Origin of the sequence: Pseudomonas sp. WMBT8 (assembly GCF_050916005.1) — a bacterium.
GTDB lineage: Bacteria > Pseudomonadota > Gammaproteobacteria > Pseudomonadales > Pseudomonadaceae > Aquipseudomonas.
In genome coordinates, this window is record NZ_CP188096.1 from 371238 (window position 1) to 387263 (window position 16026).

Here is a 16026-nt window from a genome sequence, read left to right on the forward strand (position 1 = left end):
CAATGGGTAAGTTAGCTGCCATACGGCAGGGTATGGCTAAACGCCACCCTCAAAAACACCTCTAACTCACTGTAGGAGCTGGCTTGCCAGCGATGGAGGCCTTGAACCTTGCGGTGCTCAATCAGGCGCCATCGACGGCAAGCCGGCTCCTACAGGGTGTTTTGGTTTAGACCAGAATCGAGGTGCCGGTCATCTCGGCAGGCTTCTTGAGTCCCATCAGCATGAGCATGGTCGGCGCCACGTCTGCCAGCACGCCGCCTTCGCGCACTTTGAAGTCGCGCTTGCCGACATAAATGAACGGCACCGGCTCGGTGGTGTGGGCGGTGTGGGCCTGGCCGGTGGACTCGTCGGACATCTGCTCGCAGTTGCCGTGGTCGGCGGTGATCAGTGCTTCGCCGCCGACCTTTTCCAGGGCGTCGACGATCCGGCCTACGCACAGGTCCAGGCATTCCACGGCCTTGACCGCGGCTTGCAGGTTGCCGCTGTGGCCGACCATGTCGCCGTTGGCGTAGTTGACCACGATCACGTCATAACGCTGGTGTTCGATGGCGTCGACGATTTTGTCGGTAACTTCCGGTGCGCTCATTTCCGGTTGCAGGTCGTAGGTGGCGACTTTCGGCGACGGGATCAGGATGCGCTCTTCGCCGGGGAACGGTTCTTCACGCCCGCCGGAGAAGAAGAAGGTGACGTGGGCGTATTTCTCGGTTTCGGCGATACGCAGTTGGGTCTTGCCGTTTTTCGCCAGGTAATCACCCAGCACGTTTTCCAGGCTGCCCGGGGCGAAGGCCGACGGGGCCGGGATGTTGGCGGCGTATTGGGTCAGCATCACGAACTCGACTTTCGGCTGGCGCGCGCGCTCGAAGTCTTTGAAACCCTCATCGACGAACACATGGCTCAGTTCGCGGGCACGGTCGGCGCGAAAGTTCATGAACACCACGGCGTCGCCATCTTCGACCTTCACGGGCTCGCCGATGGTGGTGGCCTTGACGAACTCATCGCTCTCGCCACGGGCGTAGGCGGCTTCCAGGCCTTGCTGGGCGGTGGCCGCGTTGAATTCGGCGTTGCCGTCGACGATCAGGTTGTAGGCCTGGGACACACGGTCCCAGCGGTTGTCGCGGTCCATGGCAAAGTAGCGGCCAACCAGGCTGGCGATGCGGCCCTTGCCGAGGGCGGCGAAGGTCGCGTCCAGCAGTTCGATAGACGATTGCGCGCTTTTGGGCGGGGTGTCGCGGCCATCGAGGAAGGCGTGCAGGTAGATCTTCTCGGCGCCGCGTTTGTAGGCCAGTTCGGCCATGGCCACCAGGTGGTCCTGATGGCTGTGCACGCCACCGTCGGACAGCAGGCCCATGAAATGCACGGCCTTGCCGGCGGCGACGGCTTTATCCACCGCGGCGCAGATGGTCGGGTTCTCGAAGAACTCGCCATCGCGGATGGCTTTGGTCACGCGGGTGAAGTCCTGATATACCACTCGTCCGGCGCCCAGGTTCATATGGCCGACTTCAGAGTTGCCCATCTGGCCGTCCGGCAGGCCGACGTCCATGCCCGATCCGGAGATCAGGCCATTGGGTACGCTGGCGCACAGGCGGTCCAGTACGGGCTTGTTCGCCGCGAATACGGCGTTGTCGTGGTGGTTTTCACTGTGACCGAAGCCATCGAGAATCATCAGGACCAAAGGTTTAGGCGTGGTAGTCATAGATCCTCTCGCGGCGGTATTAAAGGAAGGCGATTGAAAAGGGAGTGGCAGTTTAAAGCGAAGTTCCGATGCCGTCACCGCTTTACGGGGGTTGGCCCCCCATGGCGGCTGTGTATACTTACCGCCATTTTAACGCCCTGGAACCTCCTTGATGGTTGATCACCTGATTGCATTTGCTACCTCTCACTATCTGCTGGTCGGTGCCTTCGTTGTACTGCTGGCGCTGCTGATTGCTCATGAAGTGAGCCGTGGCGGCCGTAGCCTCAGCACCGCCGAGCTGACCGCGCTGGTCAACAAGGACCAGGCCGTTGTCGTCGACATCCGCCCGGCCAAGGACTTTGCCGCCGGCCATATCGTTGGCGCGCTGAATATCCCCCAGGACAAGCTGATCGCCCGCATCGCCGAGCTGGAAAAGCACAAGGCCAAGACCATTATCCTGGTCGACGCCCAGGGCCAGCACTCCGGTGGCCATGCCCGCGAAATGATGAAGAGCGGCTTCACCGCCGCCAAGCTGTCGGGTGGTATCTCCAGCTGGCGCGCCGATAACCTGCCGTTGGTGAAGTGATATGAGCCAGGTTGTCGTTTATTCCAGCGATTATTGCCCCTATTGCATGCGAGCCAAGCAGTTGCTCCAGAGCAAACAGGTTGCCTTCGAAGAGATCAAGGTCGATGGCAAGCCTGCGGTGCGTGCCGAGATGGCCCAGAAGGCGGGGCGCACCTCTGTGCCGCAAATCTGGATCGGTACCAAGCATATCGGTGGATGCGACGACCTGTTCGCCCTGGAGCGCGCCGGTAAACTCGACGCGCTGCTTCACGTCTGACTCCAAAAACCTAAAAGACCCCAAGATCAAGAAGGATCTGCGAGATGACTGACCAACCGAACATCGAAGCGGCAGCAGAAGAGGCTCAAGGCCCACAATTTTCCCTGCAGCGTATCTACGTGCGTGACCTGTCGTTCGAAGCGCCGAAAAGCCCGGCGATCTTCCGCCAGGAGTGGACCCCAAGCGTCGGCCTGGATCTGAACACCCGTCAGAAGCAGCTCGAAGGCGACTTCCACGAAGTGGTACTGACCCTGTCGGTCACCGTGAAGAACGGTGAAGAAGTGGCATTCATCGCTGAAGTGCAACAGGCCGGTATCTTCCTGATCCAGGGCCTGGACGATGCGTCCATGAGCCACACCCTGGGCGCGTTCTGCCCGAACATCCTGTTCCCGTATGCCCGCGAGACCCTGGACAGCCTGGTTACCCGTGGTTCGTTCCCGGCCCTGATGCTGGCCCCGGTGAACTTCGATGCCCTGTATGCGCAAGAGCTGCAGCGCATGCAACAGGAAGGCGCACCGACGGTTCAGTAAGCTGAACCCGACGCCGCTCTAAATGTGGGAGCGGGCGTGTGTGGGAGCTGGCTTGCCAGCGATAGCATCACCTCTGTGTGACTGACACACCGAGGTGCCTGCATCGCGGGCAAGCCCGGCTCCCACACACGCCCGCTCCCACATTTGTTTAGGCGGGTTATTTGAAACCGAGCTGGCGCCAGCCTTCGTAGACGGCGACGGCCACGGTGTTGGACAGGTTCAGGCTGCGGCAGCCCTCGCGCATCGGCAGGCGCAGGCGCTGGCCGTCGGGCAGGGCGTCGAGCACGTCTGCCGGCAGGCCACGGCTTTCGGGGCCGAACAGGAAGGCATCGCCCTCGGCAAAGCTGGCATCGTGAAACGGCCGCGAGCCCTTGGTGGTGAACGCAAACAGGCGCGGCTGCCCCAGGCTCTCCAGGCAACTGGCGAGGTCGGCGTGACGCTGCAGGGTGGCGTACTCGTGATAGTCCAGGCCCGCGCGGCGCAGGCGCTTGTCGTCCATCTCGAAGCCCAGCGGCTCGATCAAATGCAGGTGGCAGCCACTGTTGGCACACAGCCTGATAACGTTGCCGGTATTCGGCGGAATTTCTGGTTGAAAAAGGATGACGTGAAACATGCACGGCTCCGAAGATAAAGATGCAGCGCATTCTACCCCTGAAGACGACCCCAGGCCGCAGCTATTGCCCCGCGTCCTGGGTTCGCTGGCGATTGTCGGGCTGATGGTGGGCTTGATGATCGGTCGCCTGACCACTCCGGACCCAACCGCCTTGCTGCAGGTAGAGCCTGGCAGCGATGGCCTGGTGGTGTGGTTCAACAGCGAGCCGAAGCTGCACGGCGAGCATATCGACGGCACCGTGGCGCTGCTGTTCGACGCCCAGGGCCAGGCCCAGGCGGGGCAATTGAAGGTCAATGACAAGGATGTGAACTGGCGCGTGCGCAAGACCGATGGCGGCTTGCTGTTGAACCTGGTGGCGGCACGGCCGCTGCGTGGGGAATGGTCGGGCAAGGCGGTCGATGACCGCTGGCGACTGGAGATCCATCTCCTGGAGCAATAAAAGAGGGAGTTCCCGGCCTGCCTGTACCAGGGCTCCCAAAACGGTTTGACGCTCGAATTAAAGAGGGGATTCTCGGCCTGCCTGTACCAAGGTCCCCGAAACTGGGTAGTACCAGGGTTATTGCAGGGGGCGTGCCAGAGTGGCGAGATTGTCTGGGAAATATATTTTATAAAGCGCAAAGCCCCGGATTACGGGGCTTTGGCGTTTTCAGGGTTCAGAGTTTTTTGAAAGCGGCCTGGAGTTCGTGCGCGATAGCGGTTCATGGTGCGTTGAAGCGGTGCATGGTTTTTTGCGATTGCACAAAACAATGTAGGAGCTGGCTTGCCAGCGATAGCATCACCGCGGTCTCACTGAAAAACCGAGGTGCATGCATCGCTGGCAAGCCAGCTCCTACAAAGGAAAGCTGTGCTCAGCCCTCTTCGCCCTCATCATCATCCCCACCATCGACCTTCATCCCCAACTCCTTGATCTTGCGGGTCAAGGTGTTGCGACCCCAGCCCAGCAGCACGGCGGCATCACGACGCCGGCCGGCGGTGTGCTTGAGGGCGGTTTCGATCATGATCCGCTCAAAGGTCGGCACGGCGCTGTCCAGCAGGCTCGACTGGCCACGGGCCAGGGCCTGGTCGGCCCACTGGCGCAGGGCCTGTTCCCAGTTGGTCACCGGCGCCGAATCCTGCGGCAGGTTCAACAACTCCGGCGGCAGGTCGCTGATATGCACCTCGCGCCCGGACGCCATCACCGTGATCCAGCGGCAGGTGTTCTCCAGCTGGCGCACGTTGCCCGGCCACGGCAGGTTCTTCAGGTACTCCTCGGTTTCCGTCTTCAACAGCTTGGGCTCTACCGCCAGCTCCTGGGCGGCGCGGCTGAGGAAGTGGCGGGCCAGGGTCGGGATATCTTCGCGACGGTCCGACATGCGCGGGATGTGGATGCGGATCACATTCAGGCGGTGGAACAAATCCTCGCGAAACTTGCCGGCGTGCACCAGGGTTTCCAGGTTCTGGTGGGTCGCGGCGATGATCCGTACGTCGACCTTGACCGGCGTATGACCGCCGACACGATAGAACTCCCCATCGGCCAGCACTCGCAGCAGCCGAGTCTGGGTGTCGGCGGGCATATCGCCGATTTCATCGAGAAACAGCGTGCCGCCGTCCGCCTGTTCAAAGCGCCCGCGACGCAGGTTGGCCGCGCCGGTGAACGCGCCTTTTTCATGGCCGAACAGCTCGGACTCCATCAAGTCCTTGGGGATCGCCGCCATGTTCAACGCGATGAACGGCGAGGCCGCCCGCGGGCTGTGACGGTGCAGGGCATGGGCCACCAGCTCTTTACCGGTCCCGGACTCACCGTTGATCAGCACGGTGATGTTGGAGTGGCTCAGGCGCCCGATGGCGCGAAACACTTCCTGCATCGCCGGTGCTTCACCGATGATTTCCGGGGTGCGGGTCAGGGTCGGTTCCACGGCCTGGCCTTGCTGTTCCTGGGCGTGCTGGTTGGCGCGCTTGACCAGCGCCACCGCCTCATCAACGTCGAACGGCTTGGGCAGGTACTCGAAGGCGCCGCCCTGATACGACGCGACAGCGCTGTCCAGGTCCGAGTGCGCGGTCATGATAATCACGGGCAAGCGCGGGTGCTGCTCGCGGATCCGCGCCAGCAAGTCCAGGCCGCTGGCGCCGGGCATGCGAATATCAGAGATGATCACGTCGGGCTGCTGGCGCGCCAGGCGGCTCATCACCCCGTCGGCGCTGTCGAAGCTTTGGGTGGTCATGCCTTCCTGTTGCAAGGCTTTCTCCAGGACCCAGCGGATGGAACGGTCGTCATCGACGATCCAGACAGTTTCACTACGGCTCATGTCGATGGGGCTCCTTGTTCCAGTGGCAGAAAGATCGAAAAGGTCGTGTGGCCGGGATGGCTTTCACATTCGATCAGGCCCTGGTGCTGGCTGATGATGTTCTGGGTAATGGCCAGGCCCAGCCCGGTACCGTCCGGGCGACCGCTGACCATTGGGAAGAAAATGGTTTCTTGCAGTTCGGCCGGGATGCCCGGGCCGTTGTCGATGATCTCGACCTTGGTCACCAGGCGATGGCGCACATGGCCGATGGTGAACTGGCGCAAGGCGCGGGTACGCAGGCTGATGCGGCCCAGGCGCAGCTCGTTCTGGCTGCTGATGGCCTGCATGGCGTTACGTACGATATTGAGCACCGCCTGGATCATCTGCTCGCGGTCGATCAACACGTCGGGAATGCTCGGGTCGTAGTCGCGCACCAGGGTGATGCAGCCCTGGCTTTCGGCCTCCACCAACTGGCAGACGCGCTCCAGCACTTCATGCACATTGGTCATCGCCAGCGACGGCAGCTTGTTGGAGCCGAGCATGCGGTCCACCAGGTTGCGCAGGCGGTCCGCCTCTTCGATGATGACGTTGGTGTAGTCCTTGAGGTTTTCATCCGGCAACTCGCGGGCCAGCAGCTGCGCAGCGCCGCGAATCCCGCCCAGCGGGTTCTTGATCTCATGGGCCAGGCCACGCACCAGCATCTTGCTGGTTTCCTGTTTGGACAGCTGGGCCTCTTCCTTGGTGATGCGCAGCAGGCGATCACGGGGATGCACCTCCAGCAGCAGCAAGGTGGCGCCGTGGCTCAGGATCGGTGTTACCGCGTAGTCGACGGTCAGGGTCTGGCCGGTGAGGGCGGTGAGCATCGCTTCACGCTTGGTGAACGGGTGGGCCTGCTCCACGGCCTGGCGCAAGGAACTCAAGGCCTCGGCGGACTCGGTGAACAGCTCGCTGATAAATTGCCCATGGCTGCGCTGGCCGCTGATGGCCAGGAGCATCTCCGCCGCGGGGTTCATGTACTCAAGGCGCAGTTCGTCATTGAGCAGGATGGTCGCGGTGGTCAGGTTGTCGAGTAGCAAGCGGTGCAGTGCGTCGCTGATGGTCATTAGGACCTCTTTTGGAGCAAGGCGTGGGCTTGAGGCACACGCTGATACCAGGAAAATGCAAAAACCAAACCAAGGCTCCGAAAAGAAGCGTAAAAGCCCTGAAATGGGGGCTTGAGGCGCGAAACTATGGCGCTCTGCCAGCCTGCTCGGGAGATTTCGACCCAAAATGGGCTGGTCCGTGGGCATGGGTGCAACCTATCGCACCAATATAGTGCGAATCCCCACATTCTGTTCAGCGATCAAATATTTCCTGGAAGCACCCCATCAAACTGTAGGAGCTGGCTTGCCTGCGATAGCGGTGGTTCAGTCAGTCGTGATGCGACAGATACACCGCCATCGCAGGCAAGCCAGCTCCTACAGTTTTGATGGGTTTGCAAAGGTGGATAGTCATTGTTTCGGGCAAAAAAAAGACCTCCCGAAGGAGGCCTTTTTGTCACGCCACTAAGCGGCGCTACCGGATCAGCAGCTGTAGTACAGCTCGTATTCCAGTGGGTGTACGAAGGTGCGGACCTTGATTTCTTCTTCGCTTTTCAGGGCGATGTAGGCATCGATAAAGTCGTCGCTGAACACGCCGCCTTTGGTCAGGAACGCACGGCCCTTGTCCAGCTCTTCCAGGGCTTCTTTCAGGCTGCCGCACACTTGTGGGATCTCTTTGGCCTCTTCAGGCGGCAGGTCGTACAAGTTTTTGTCGGCGGCGTCGCCTGGGTGGATCTTGTTCTGGATGCCGTCCAGGCCAGCCATCAGCAGGGCAGCGAAGCCCAGGTACGGGTTGGCTGCTGGATCCGGGAAACGTGCTTCGATACGGCGAGCGCGAGGGCTGGACACGTAAGGAATACGGATCGAAGCGGAACGGTTGCGCGCCGAGTAGGCCAGCATCACTGGCGCTTCGAAACCTGGGACCAGACGCTTGTAGGAGTTGGTCGACGGGTTGGTGAAGCCGTTCAGGGCCTTACCGTGCTTGATGATACCGCCGATGAAGTACAGGGCAGTGTCGGACAGGCCGGCATAACCTTCGCCAGCGAAGGTGTTCTTGCCATCTTTGGCGATGGACAGGTGAACGTGCATACCCGAACCGTTATCGCCGTACAGAGGCTTAGGCATGAAGGTAGCGGTACGGCCGTAGGCCACAGCCACGTTGTGTACGCAGTACTTGAGGGTCTGTACTTCGTCAGCCTTGGCCACCAGGGTGTTGAACTTCACACCGATTTCGTTCTGGCCGGCAGTCGCCACTTCGTGGTGGTGAACTTCGATGACCAGGCCCATGTCTTCCATGGCGTTGCACATGGAGGTACGGATTTCGTGGTCGTGGTCGAACGGTGGAACCGGGAAGTAGCCGCCTTTGACGCCTGGACGGTGGCCATGGTTGCCGCCTTCCACGTCCTGGTCGGACATCCACGAACCTTGGTCGGAGAAGATTTTGAACATGGAACCGGAGATGTCGGACTTGAACTTCACTTGGTCAAAGATGAAGAACTCAGGCTCCGGGCCCACGAATACGGTGTCACCGATACCGGTGGACTTGAGGTATTCCTCGGCACGCTTGGCGATCGCACGTGGGTCGCGGTCGTAGCCCTGCATGGTCGAAGGCTCGATCACGTCGCAGACGATGATCAGCGTCGGCTCTTCGGTGAACGGGTCGAGTACGGCGGTGGAATCGTCCGGCATCAGGATCATGTCGGAGGCTTCGATGCCTTTCCAGCCAGCGATGGAGGAGCCGTCGAACATTTTGCCTTCTTCGAAGAAGGCGTCATCCAGCGCGTCGCGAGCCGGCATGGTCACGTGGTGCTGAGTGCCTTTGGTGTCCGTGAAGCGCAGATCAATCCATTTAACGTCATGATCTTTGATGAGTTGAACCGACTTCGACATAGTGTCCTCCGGGTGGCTTCGGGCTTGGGTAGTGGAGTAGCCCTTAGAATGTGGGTGATGCCGGCGCGGATAGTCCGCCATGGCAACCTGCCTCACAAGAGAGCAAATTGCATGCCAGTGCCCCGACATGGGTTTTTTGCCTCAAAATGGCCCCTATAAAGGTGCAAATCGTCAAAACGGCAAAAATCGCGCACTGCAATGTAGCGCAATCAGTCTTAAATGCACCTCTTTGGTGCGCTGCATGCCGTTTGTATATTAACTGGTTAAACCTTGAGCGATTTCCGCTATAATCCGCGCCCCCCTTTTTCGGCTGGCCCTGCGCGCGCTGTTTCCATGAAATTAATCGTTAAAGTCTTCCCCGAGATCACCATCAAGAGCCGACCGGTACGGATGCGTTTCATCCGTCAATTGGCCAAGAACATCCGCGCTGTGCTCCGTGACCTGGACCCGGCCGTGGTGGTGAACGGTGTGTGGGACAATCTCGAGCTGGAAACCCGCGTCAGCGACCCTAAAGCCTTGAAAGATATGACCGAGCGCCTGAGCTGCATGCCGGGCATCGCGCATTTCCTGCAGGTTGACGAGTACCCGCTGGGCGACTTCGACGACATCACTGAAAAATGCAAACTGCACTTTGGCGACAGCCTTGTGGGCAAGATTTTTTCGGTGCGTTGCAAGCGTGCGGGCAAGCATCCGTTCAGCTCCATGGACGTCGAGAAGTACGTCGGCAGCAAGCTGCGTCGTGAGTGCGGCGCGGCTGGAATCTCGCTGAAAGAGCCGCAAATCGAAGTGCGCATCGAAATTCGCGACCAACGGTTGTTTGTGATCCACAGCCAGCACAACAGCATCGGCGGCTACCCGCTGGGCGCGCTGGAGCAGACCCTGGTACTGATGTCCGGCGGTTTCGACTCCACCGTGGCGGCCTACCAGATCATGCGCCGCGGCCTGATGAGCCACTTCTGCTTCTTTAACCTGGGCGGGCGTGCACACGAATTGGGCGTGATGGAAGTCGCGCACTATATCTGGAAGAAGTACGGCAGCTCCCAGCGCGTGCTGTTTGTCAGCGTGCCGTTCGAGGAAGTCCTGGGAGAAATTCTCGGAAAAGTCGATAACGGTCATATGGGCGTCGTATTGAAGCGTATGATGTTGCGCGCAGCGTCGAAAATCGCCGACCGCCTGCAAATCGAAGCGCTGGTCACCGGCGAGGCGATTTCCCAGGTCTCCAGCCAGACCCTGCCGAACCTGTCTGTGATCGACTGCGTGACCGACAAGTTGGTATTGCGCCCGCTGATCGCCAGCCACAAGCAAGACATCATCGACCTGGCCAACGAAATCGGCACCGCTGATTTCGCCAAGCACATGCCAGAGTACTGCGGGGTCATTTCGGTGAACCCCAAGACCCATGCCAAGCGCTACCGCGTGGAGCATGAAGAGAAAGAATTCGACATGGCGATTCTGGAGCGAGCGCTCGAGAACGCCAAACTGGTGCCGATCGATCGGGTAATCGACGAACTGGGCCAGGATGTGCAGATCGAAGAAGTCAGCGAAGCACTGGCCGGCCAGATTGTCATCGACATCCGTCATCCGGATGCCGCTTGCGACGAGCCGCTGGAAGTCGCTGGCATCGACGTGCAAACGCTGCCGTTCTATGCACTGAACGCGCGTTTCAAGGAACTGGATAACAGCCGTCAGTACCTGCTGTATTGCGACAAAGGCGTGATGAGTCGCCTGCATGCCCACCATTTGCTCAGTGAGGGGCATGCCAATGTGCGCGTTTATCGACCGAGCTAAGAGCCCGGGGCTGTTTGCCTGTGGCCTGCGTCACCGGCCCCCCGACTCTGCCGTCAAGCTGTAACGGCAAGGCCTGACTCTACTGTTAATCGCTGCCACGACCTGTCAGCACACCGAATCCTCTGATCGAGATACACAAGTGATCGAAAATCTACGTAACATCGCCATCATTGCCCACGTTGACCATGGTAAAACCACCCTGGTAGACAAACTCCTGCGTCAATCCGGCACCCTGGAGCGCAACGAGCTCAACGACGAGCGCGTGATGGACTCCAACGACCAGGAAAAAGAGCGCGGTATTACCATCCTGGCGAAAAACACCGCCATCAACTGGAACGGCTACCACATCAACATCGTGGACACCCCGGGCCACGCCGACTTCGGCGGCGAAGTAGAACGCGTAATGTCGATGGTTGACTCCGTTCTGCTGCTGGTTGACGCTCAAGACGGCCCTATGCCGCAAACCCGTTTCGTGACCAAGAAGGCTTTCGAAGCCGGCCTGCGTCCGATCGTGTGCATCAACAAGGTTGACCGTCCAGGCGCGCGTCCGGACTGGGTTCTGGACCAGATCTTCGACCTGTTCGACAACCTGGGTGCTACCGAAGAGCAACTTGATTTCCAAGTGATCTACGCCTCTGCCCTGAACGGTATTGCCGGTCTGGAACACACCGCCATGGCGGAAGACATGACCCCGCTGTACCAGGCGATCGTTGACCACGTTCCACCGCCGAAGGTTGACCGTGAAGGCCCGTTCCAGATGCAAATCTCGGCACTGGACTACAACAGCTTCCTGGGTGTTATCGGTGTTGGCCGTATCGCTCGCGGTAGCGTCAAGCCGAACACCCCGGTTGTGGCTATCGGCGCCGACGGCAAGAAGCGCAACGGTCGTATCCTCAAGCTGATGGGTCACCACGGCCTGCACCGCATCGACGTTGAAGAAGCTTTCGCCGGCGACATCGTGTGCGTAAGCGGTATGGACTCGCTGTTCATCTCCGACACCCTGTGCCAGCCGGACACTGTCGAGGCGATGAAGCCTCTGACCGTCGACGAGCCAACCGTTTCCATGACCTTCCAGGTAAACGACTCGCCTTTCTGCGGTAAAGAAGGCAAGTTCGTGACTTCCCGTAACATCAAGGAACGTCTGGACAAAGAGCTGCTGTACAACGTTGCACTGCGCGTTGAAGAAGGCGACTCGGCTGACAAGTTCAAGGTTTCCGGCCGTGGTGAGCTGCACCTCTCGGTACTGATCGAAACCATGCGTCGCGAAGGCTTCGAAATGGGCGTTGGTCGTCCGGAAGTGATCATCCGTACCGTTGACGGCGTGAAGCAGGAACCGTTCGAAAACGTCACCATCGACACCCCTGAAGAATCCCAGGGCAAGGTCATGGAAGAGATGGGCCTGCGTAAGGGCGACCTGACCAACATGGTGCCGGATGGCAAAGGCCGTGTGCGTCTGGAATACAACATCCCTGCTCGTGGTCTGATCGGTTTCCGTAACCAGTTCCTGACCCTGACCAACGGTGCTGGCATCCTGACCTCGATCTTCGATCGCTACGACACCATGAAGTCCGGCGACATGTCCGGCCGTCAGAACGGTGTTCTGGTATCGGTAGAAACCGGCAAGGCGCTGACCTACTCCCTGGAAACTCTCCAGGCGCGTGGCAAGCTGTTCGTTGAACACGGTCAAGAGATCTACAACGGTCAGATCGTTGGCTTGAACAGCCGTGACAACGACATGGGCGTCAACCCAACCAAAGGCAAGAAGCTCGACAACATGCGTGCTTCGGGTAAAGACGAAACCATCGCCCTGGTTCCACCTGTTCGCTTCACCCTGGAACAGGCCCTGGAATTCATCCAGGACGACGAGCTGTGCGAAGTGACGCCTAAGTCCATCCGTCTTCGTAAGAAGATCCTGGACGAAGGCGAGCGTACCCGCGCTGCCAAAAAGGCTAAGAACTGATACTTAGTTCCAGCTGAATAAAAACGCCCCCGGCCTGTTGGCCGGGGGCGTTTTTTTATGCCTGCAATATCTGTAGTGATTGTGCGAGCCCCTTCGCGAGCAAGCCCGCTCCCACATTCGACGGCGTTTTTTCAGGACGAATGAGGTCAAGTGTGGGAGCGGGCTTGCTCGCGAAAGCGGTAGTTCAAGCAATAAAAAATCTGGATCAGAATTTGTCGAGCGTGCGCAACTTGGTCTCGCGCACCACTTCCTTGGGCTTGTACGCGCAATATCCTGGGCGCGGCCCGATTTTCGGGTGATTGCGGCAGGTATCCGGGCGCTTGTCATAAATAGTGCAGAAGCGCGTCTTACGATCCAGGTACAGGCAATCGTTGTTGCTCATGCGCTGCAGGGTAAAGATCTCGGACTTGGAGTTGAAGCGCTCGACGATGCCTTCCTTCTGCAAGCGCTTGGCGATGTTCTTCGGCGGGTCGCCACGCTCGAATTCATCGACGATGCCAATGCGGATCAAATCCTTGATCTTCACCTCAACCGGCAGGGTGCAGCAGTTGGACGTGCAGCCGCCGCACATGTGGCTGGAGTATTTCTGCCACGTTTCGAGACGGTCGAGTTCCGCGGCGGCGATCAGTTGAGGCTTCATCAGGTTTCCAAGAGGGGCTTTGTCCGGGCGCGCGATCATACCGGGATTGGTGATTTTTTGAACAATATTTTGCGGGTTTCGGCTTAAAGGCTGCTTGGTGACGTAAACGGGCACGGCCCCTGCATCTAAAACCTGCATGCGTGAATGAGTGAAAAAACTGCCGAACCGTCAGCCATGCCATGGGTCAGACCGTCTAGGCTCTAGGATTTCCCTTCTTCTATCTCGCCCGAGGTCGCACCGATGTCTCAGGAACCGCTTGTACGAGAAGCAGAGGTAGCCGCGTTTCGCGATGCTGTCTTGACCAAACTCACTTATGCGGTGGGCAAGGATCCCGATCACGCCTTCGACCATGACTGGTTCGAAGCCATTGCCCTGGCGGCGCGCGACCACATGGTCGACCACTGGATGGACCACACCCGGCACATCTACCGGCGTGGGCAGAAGCGGGTGTATTACCTGTCCCTGGAGTTCTTGATCGGCCGTTTGCTGTTTGACAGCCTGAGCAACCTCGGCCTGCTGGAGGTGGCGCGCGAAGCCCTCGGCGAGTTGGGTGTGGACCTGGAGCGCATCCGCCTGCTGGAGCCCGATGCGGCCCTGGGCAACGGTGGCCTGGGCCGCCTGGCCGCGTGCTTTATGGAAAGCATGTCGACCCTGGGCATTGCCGGCCATGGCTATGGCATTCGCTATGAACACGGGCTGTTTCGCCAAGCGATTGTCGATGGCTGGCAGCAGGAGCAGACCGAGCGCTGGCTGGATTTCGGCAACCCCTGGGAGTTCGAGCGCGCCGAAGTGATCTACCCGATCGGCTTCGGCGGCAGCGTCGAGACCGTGCTGGATGCGTCCGGCAAGTCGATACAGGTCTGGTCGCCCAATGAAACCGTGCGCGCGGTGGCCTACGACACCCCGGTAGTCGGCTGGCGCGGTGCCAGTGTGAACACCTTGCGCCTGTGGCGTGCGCGAGCCGTCGAAGACCTGCACCTGGAGCGCTTCAACGCCGGTGACCATTTGGGCGCCGTTGCCGAAGTGGCCCGTGCCGAAAGCATCTCCAGGGTGCTTTACCCGGCCGACAGCACCGAAGCAGGGCAGGAATTGCGCCTGCGCCAGGAATACTTCTTCGTCTCGGCTTCCCTGCAAGACCTGCTGCGGCGCCACAAAAACATGCACGGCTCGGTGCTGAGCCTGGGCGAACACGCGGCCATCCAGCTCAACGACACCCACCCGTCCATCGCCGTGGCCGAGTTGATGCGCCAATTGGTCGACCTGCACGACATCGCCTGGGATGCGGCCTGGCAGGTTACGGTGGAGACGCTTTCCTACACCAACCACACGCTGCTTCCCGAGGCTCTGGAAACCTGGCCCGTAGGCCTGATGGAACGCATGCTGCCCCGGCATATGCAGATCATCTACCTGATCAACGCCCAGCACATCGATTCGCTGCGGGCCAAGGGCATCCACGATTTCGACGTGCTGCGCGCAGTGTCGCTGATCGAAGAAGACAACGGTCGCCGCGTGCGCATGGGCAACCTGGCGTTCCTTGGCTCCCACAGCGTCAACGGCGTGTCCGGGCTGCACACCCAGTTGATGCGCAGCACGGTGTTTTCCGAACTGCACAAGCTCTACCCCGACCGTATCAACAACAAGACCAACGGCATCACCTTCCGCCGCTGGCTGTTCCAGGCCAACCCCAAGCTCACCGCGATGCTGGTAGAAGCCCTGGGCCCGGACATTCTCGACAACATGGAACAGCGCCTGGTGGAGCTGGAAACCTTTGCCGAGAAGCAGGCGTTCCGCAAGGCCTTCGCCGAGCAGCGCCTGCACAGCAAGCGCGTACTGGCCGATATCATCCATGAGCGCCTGGGGATCTCGGTCAACCCGGCGGCGATGTTCGATGTGCAGGTCAAGCGCATCCACGAGTACAAGCGCCAGTTGCTGAACCTGCTGCACACCGTCGCCCTGTACCAGGCGATTCGTGCCGAGCCGGAGGTGGATTGGGTGCCGCGGGTGAAAATCTTCGCCGGCAAGGCAGCGGCCAGTTATCACCAGGCCAAGCTGATCATCAAGCTGACCAACGACATCGCGCGTACGGTCAATAACGACCCGACCGTGCGCGGCCTGCTCAAGGTGGTGTTCCTGCCCAACTACAACGTCAGCCTGGCGGAAAACATCATTCCGGCGGCGGACCTGTCAGAGCAGATCTCCACCGCCGGGTTCGAGGCCTCGGGCACCAGCAACATGAAGTTCGGCCTCAATGGTGCGCTGACCATCGGCACCATGGATGGCGCCAATGTCGAGATGCACGAGCGCATCGGCGGCGAGCACATGTTTATCTTCGGCCTCAGCGCCGAGCAGGTCGAAGCGCGCAAACAGGCGGGTGAATTCAATGCCGGCCCGGATATCGCGGCCTCCCATCGCTTGAACGACGTGCTGCAGGCGATTCGTGGCGGGGTGTTCTCGCCGGACGATCCGGGGCGCTATGTGGGGTTGATCGACTCGTTGATCGCCTATGATCGCTTCCTGGTGTGTGCCGATTTTGATGCCTACTGGGACGCCCAGGCGCGGGTCGAGGCCCATTGGCATGACTCCAAGGAATGGTGGCGTTCAGCGGTGCTCAACACCGCGCGTACCGGGTGGTTCTCGTCGGACCGTACCATCCGCGAGTATGCGACCGAAATCTGGAAAGCCCTGGACTAAACGCCGCAGGGGAAAAATGTGGGAGCGGGCTTGCTCGCGATAGCGCTGCGTCAGTTA

Annotated in this window: 13 protein-coding genes; 7 read left to right on the plus strand and 6 right to left on the minus strand. The window is 60.0% G+C overall.

Annotation, left to right across the window (positions count from 1 at the left end):
• Window positions 1-166 precede the first annotated feature (166 nt).
• Complete coding sequence (gpmI, locus tag ACO77H_RS01565) at window positions 167-1693, minus strand: 2,3-bisphosphoglycerate-independent phosphoglycerate mutase (protein ID WP_169955648.1); 1527 nt, start codon at window positions 1691-1693, stop codon at window positions 167-169.
• Window positions 1694-1844: 151 nt separating this feature from the next.
• On the opposite strand from gpmI, the gene ACO77H_RS01570 reads away from it, so the two are divergent.
• The 3 genes from ACO77H_RS01570 to secB are packed head-to-tail and all read left to right on the plus strand — an operon-like array spanning window position 1845 to window position 3044.
• A complete protein-coding gene (locus ACO77H_RS01570) occupies window positions 1845-2258 on the plus strand; it encodes a rhodanese-like domain-containing protein (RefSeq protein ID WP_029295907.1) in 414 nt (137 codons plus the stop codon).
• A gap of 1 nt (window position 2259) precedes the next feature.
• Window positions 2260-2514 carry a glutaredoxin 3 gene (gene grxC, locus ACO77H_RS01575; RefSeq protein WP_432754914.1) on the plus strand — a complete coding sequence of 85 codons (255 nt, stop codon included), beginning with the start codon at window positions 2260-2262 and terminating at the stop codon, window positions 2512-2514.
• A gap of 44 nt (window positions 2515-2558) precedes the next feature.
• Complete coding sequence (gene secB / locus ACO77H_RS01580) at window positions 2559-3044, plus strand: protein-export chaperone SecB (protein WP_057437139.1); 486 nt, start codon at window positions 2559-2561, stop codon at window positions 3042-3044.
• 157 nt (window positions 3045-3201) lie between these two features.
• On the opposite strand, the gene ACO77H_RS01585 is transcribed toward secB, so the two are convergent.
• The gene (locus ACO77H_RS01585) at window positions 3202-3657 is read right to left on the minus strand and encodes a tRNA (cytidine(34)-2'-O)-methyltransferase (protein WP_057437141.1); all 456 of its coding nucleotides are present in this window, start codon (window positions 3655-3657) and stop codon (window positions 3202-3204) included.
• On the opposite strand from ACO77H_RS01585, the gene ACO77H_RS01590 reads away from it, so the two are divergent.
• Window positions 3656-4096 (plus strand): hypothetical protein, encoded by a 441-nt coding sequence (locus tag ACO77H_RS01590; protein ID WP_432754915.1) that lies wholly within the window; start codon window positions 3656-3658, stop codon window positions 4094-4096. The genes ACO77H_RS01585 and ACO77H_RS01590 overlap by 2 nt on opposite strands.
• A gap of 409 nt (window positions 4097-4505) precedes the next feature.
• Here ACO77H_RS01590 and ntrC read toward each other — a convergent pair whose 3' ends face one another.
• From ntrC to glnA, 3 genes are all read right to left on the minus strand, one after another.
• Window positions 4506-5942 (minus strand): nitrogen regulation protein NR(I), encoded by a 1437-nt coding sequence (ntrC, locus tag ACO77H_RS01595; RefSeq protein WP_169955651.1) that lies wholly within the window; start codon window positions 5940-5942, stop codon window positions 4506-4508.
• Complete coding sequence (gene glnL / locus ACO77H_RS01600) at window positions 5939-7024, minus strand: nitrogen regulation protein NR(II) (protein WP_003218001.1); 1086 nt, start codon at window positions 7022-7024, stop codon at window positions 5939-5941. Before glnL ends, ntrC begins: the two co-directional genes overlap by 4 nt.
• A 459-nt stretch (window positions 7025-7483) precedes the next feature.
• A complete protein-coding gene (gene glnA, locus ACO77H_RS01605; protein ID WP_029295916.1) occupies window positions 7484-8890 on the minus strand; it encodes a glutamate--ammonia ligase in 1407 nt (468 codons plus the stop codon).
• A 333-nt stretch (window positions 8891-9223) separates the two neighbouring features.
• Here glnA and thiI point away from each other — a divergent pair, with 333 nt between their 5' ends.
• Both thiI and typA read left to right on the plus strand, forming a co-directional pair.
• A complete protein-coding gene (thiI, locus tag ACO77H_RS01610) occupies window positions 9224-10678 on the plus strand; it encodes a tRNA uracil 4-sulfurtransferase ThiI (protein WP_170042368.1) in 1455 nt (484 codons plus the stop codon).
• A gap of 139 nt (window positions 10679-10817) precedes the next feature.
• Window positions 10818-12638 carry a translational GTPase TypA gene (gene typA, locus ACO77H_RS01615; protein ID WP_053140412.1) on the plus strand — a complete coding sequence of 607 codons (1821 nt, stop codon included), beginning with the start codon at window positions 10818-10820 and terminating at the stop codon, window positions 12636-12638.
• 205 nt (window positions 12639-12843) lie between these two features.
• On the opposite strand, the gene ACO77H_RS01620 is transcribed toward typA, so the two are convergent.
• Complete coding sequence (locus ACO77H_RS01620; protein ID WP_032862271.1) at window positions 12844-13278, minus strand: YkgJ family cysteine cluster protein; 435 nt, start codon at window positions 13276-13278, stop codon at window positions 12844-12846.
• Window positions 13279-13518: 240 nt separating this feature from the next.
• On the opposite strand from ACO77H_RS01620, the gene ACO77H_RS01625 reads away from it, so the two are divergent.
• A complete protein-coding gene (locus ACO77H_RS01625; RefSeq protein ID WP_169955653.1) occupies window positions 13519-15969 on the plus strand; it encodes a glycogen/starch/alpha-glucan phosphorylase in 2451 nt (816 codons plus the stop codon).
• Window positions 15970-16026: the final 57 nt, after the last annotated feature.

Coding starts and splice junctions, on each gene's coding strand:
- ACO77H_RS01625 (WP_169955653.1), top strand. CDS start 13,519: ATGTCTCAGGAACCGCTTGTACGAGAAGCAGAGGTAGCCGCGTTTCGC.
- glnL (WP_003218001.1), bottom strand. CDS start 7,024: ATGACCATCAGCGACGCACTGCACCGCTTGCTACTCGACAACCTGACC.
- thiI (WP_170042368.1), top strand. CDS start 9,224: ATGAAATTAATCGTTAAAGTCTTCCCCGAGATCACCATCAAGAGCCGA.
- ACO77H_RS01585 (WP_057437141.1), bottom strand. CDS start 3,657: ATGTTTCACGTCATCCTTTTTCAACCAGAAATTCCGCCGAATACCGGC.
- ACO77H_RS01570 (WP_029295907.1), top strand. CDS start 1,845: ATGGTTGATCACCTGATTGCATTTGCTACCTCTCACTATCTGCTGGTC.
- gpmI (WP_169955648.1), bottom strand. CDS start 1,693: ATGACTACCACGCCTAAACCTTTGGTCCTGATGATTCTCGATGGCTTC.
- grxC (WP_432754914.1), top strand. CDS start 2,260: ATGAGCCAGGTTGTCGTTTATTCCAGCGATTATTGCCCCTATTGCATG.
- glnA (WP_029295916.1), bottom strand. CDS start 8,890: ATGTCGAAGTCGGTTCAACTCATCAAAGATCATGACGTTAAATGGATT.
- ACO77H_RS01590 (WP_432754915.1), top strand. CDS start 3,656: ATGCACGGCTCCGAAGATAAAGATGCAGCGCATTCTACCCCTGAAGAC.
- secB (WP_057437139.1), top strand. CDS start 2,559: ATGACTGACCAACCGAACATCGAAGCGGCAGCAGAAGAGGCTCAAGGC.
- ntrC (WP_169955651.1), bottom strand. CDS start 5,942: ATGAGCCGTAGTGAAACTGTCTGGATCGTCGATGACGACCGTTCCATC.
- ACO77H_RS01620 (WP_032862271.1), bottom strand. CDS start 13,278: ATGAAGCCTCAACTGATCGCCGCCGCGGAACTCGACCGTCTCGAAACG.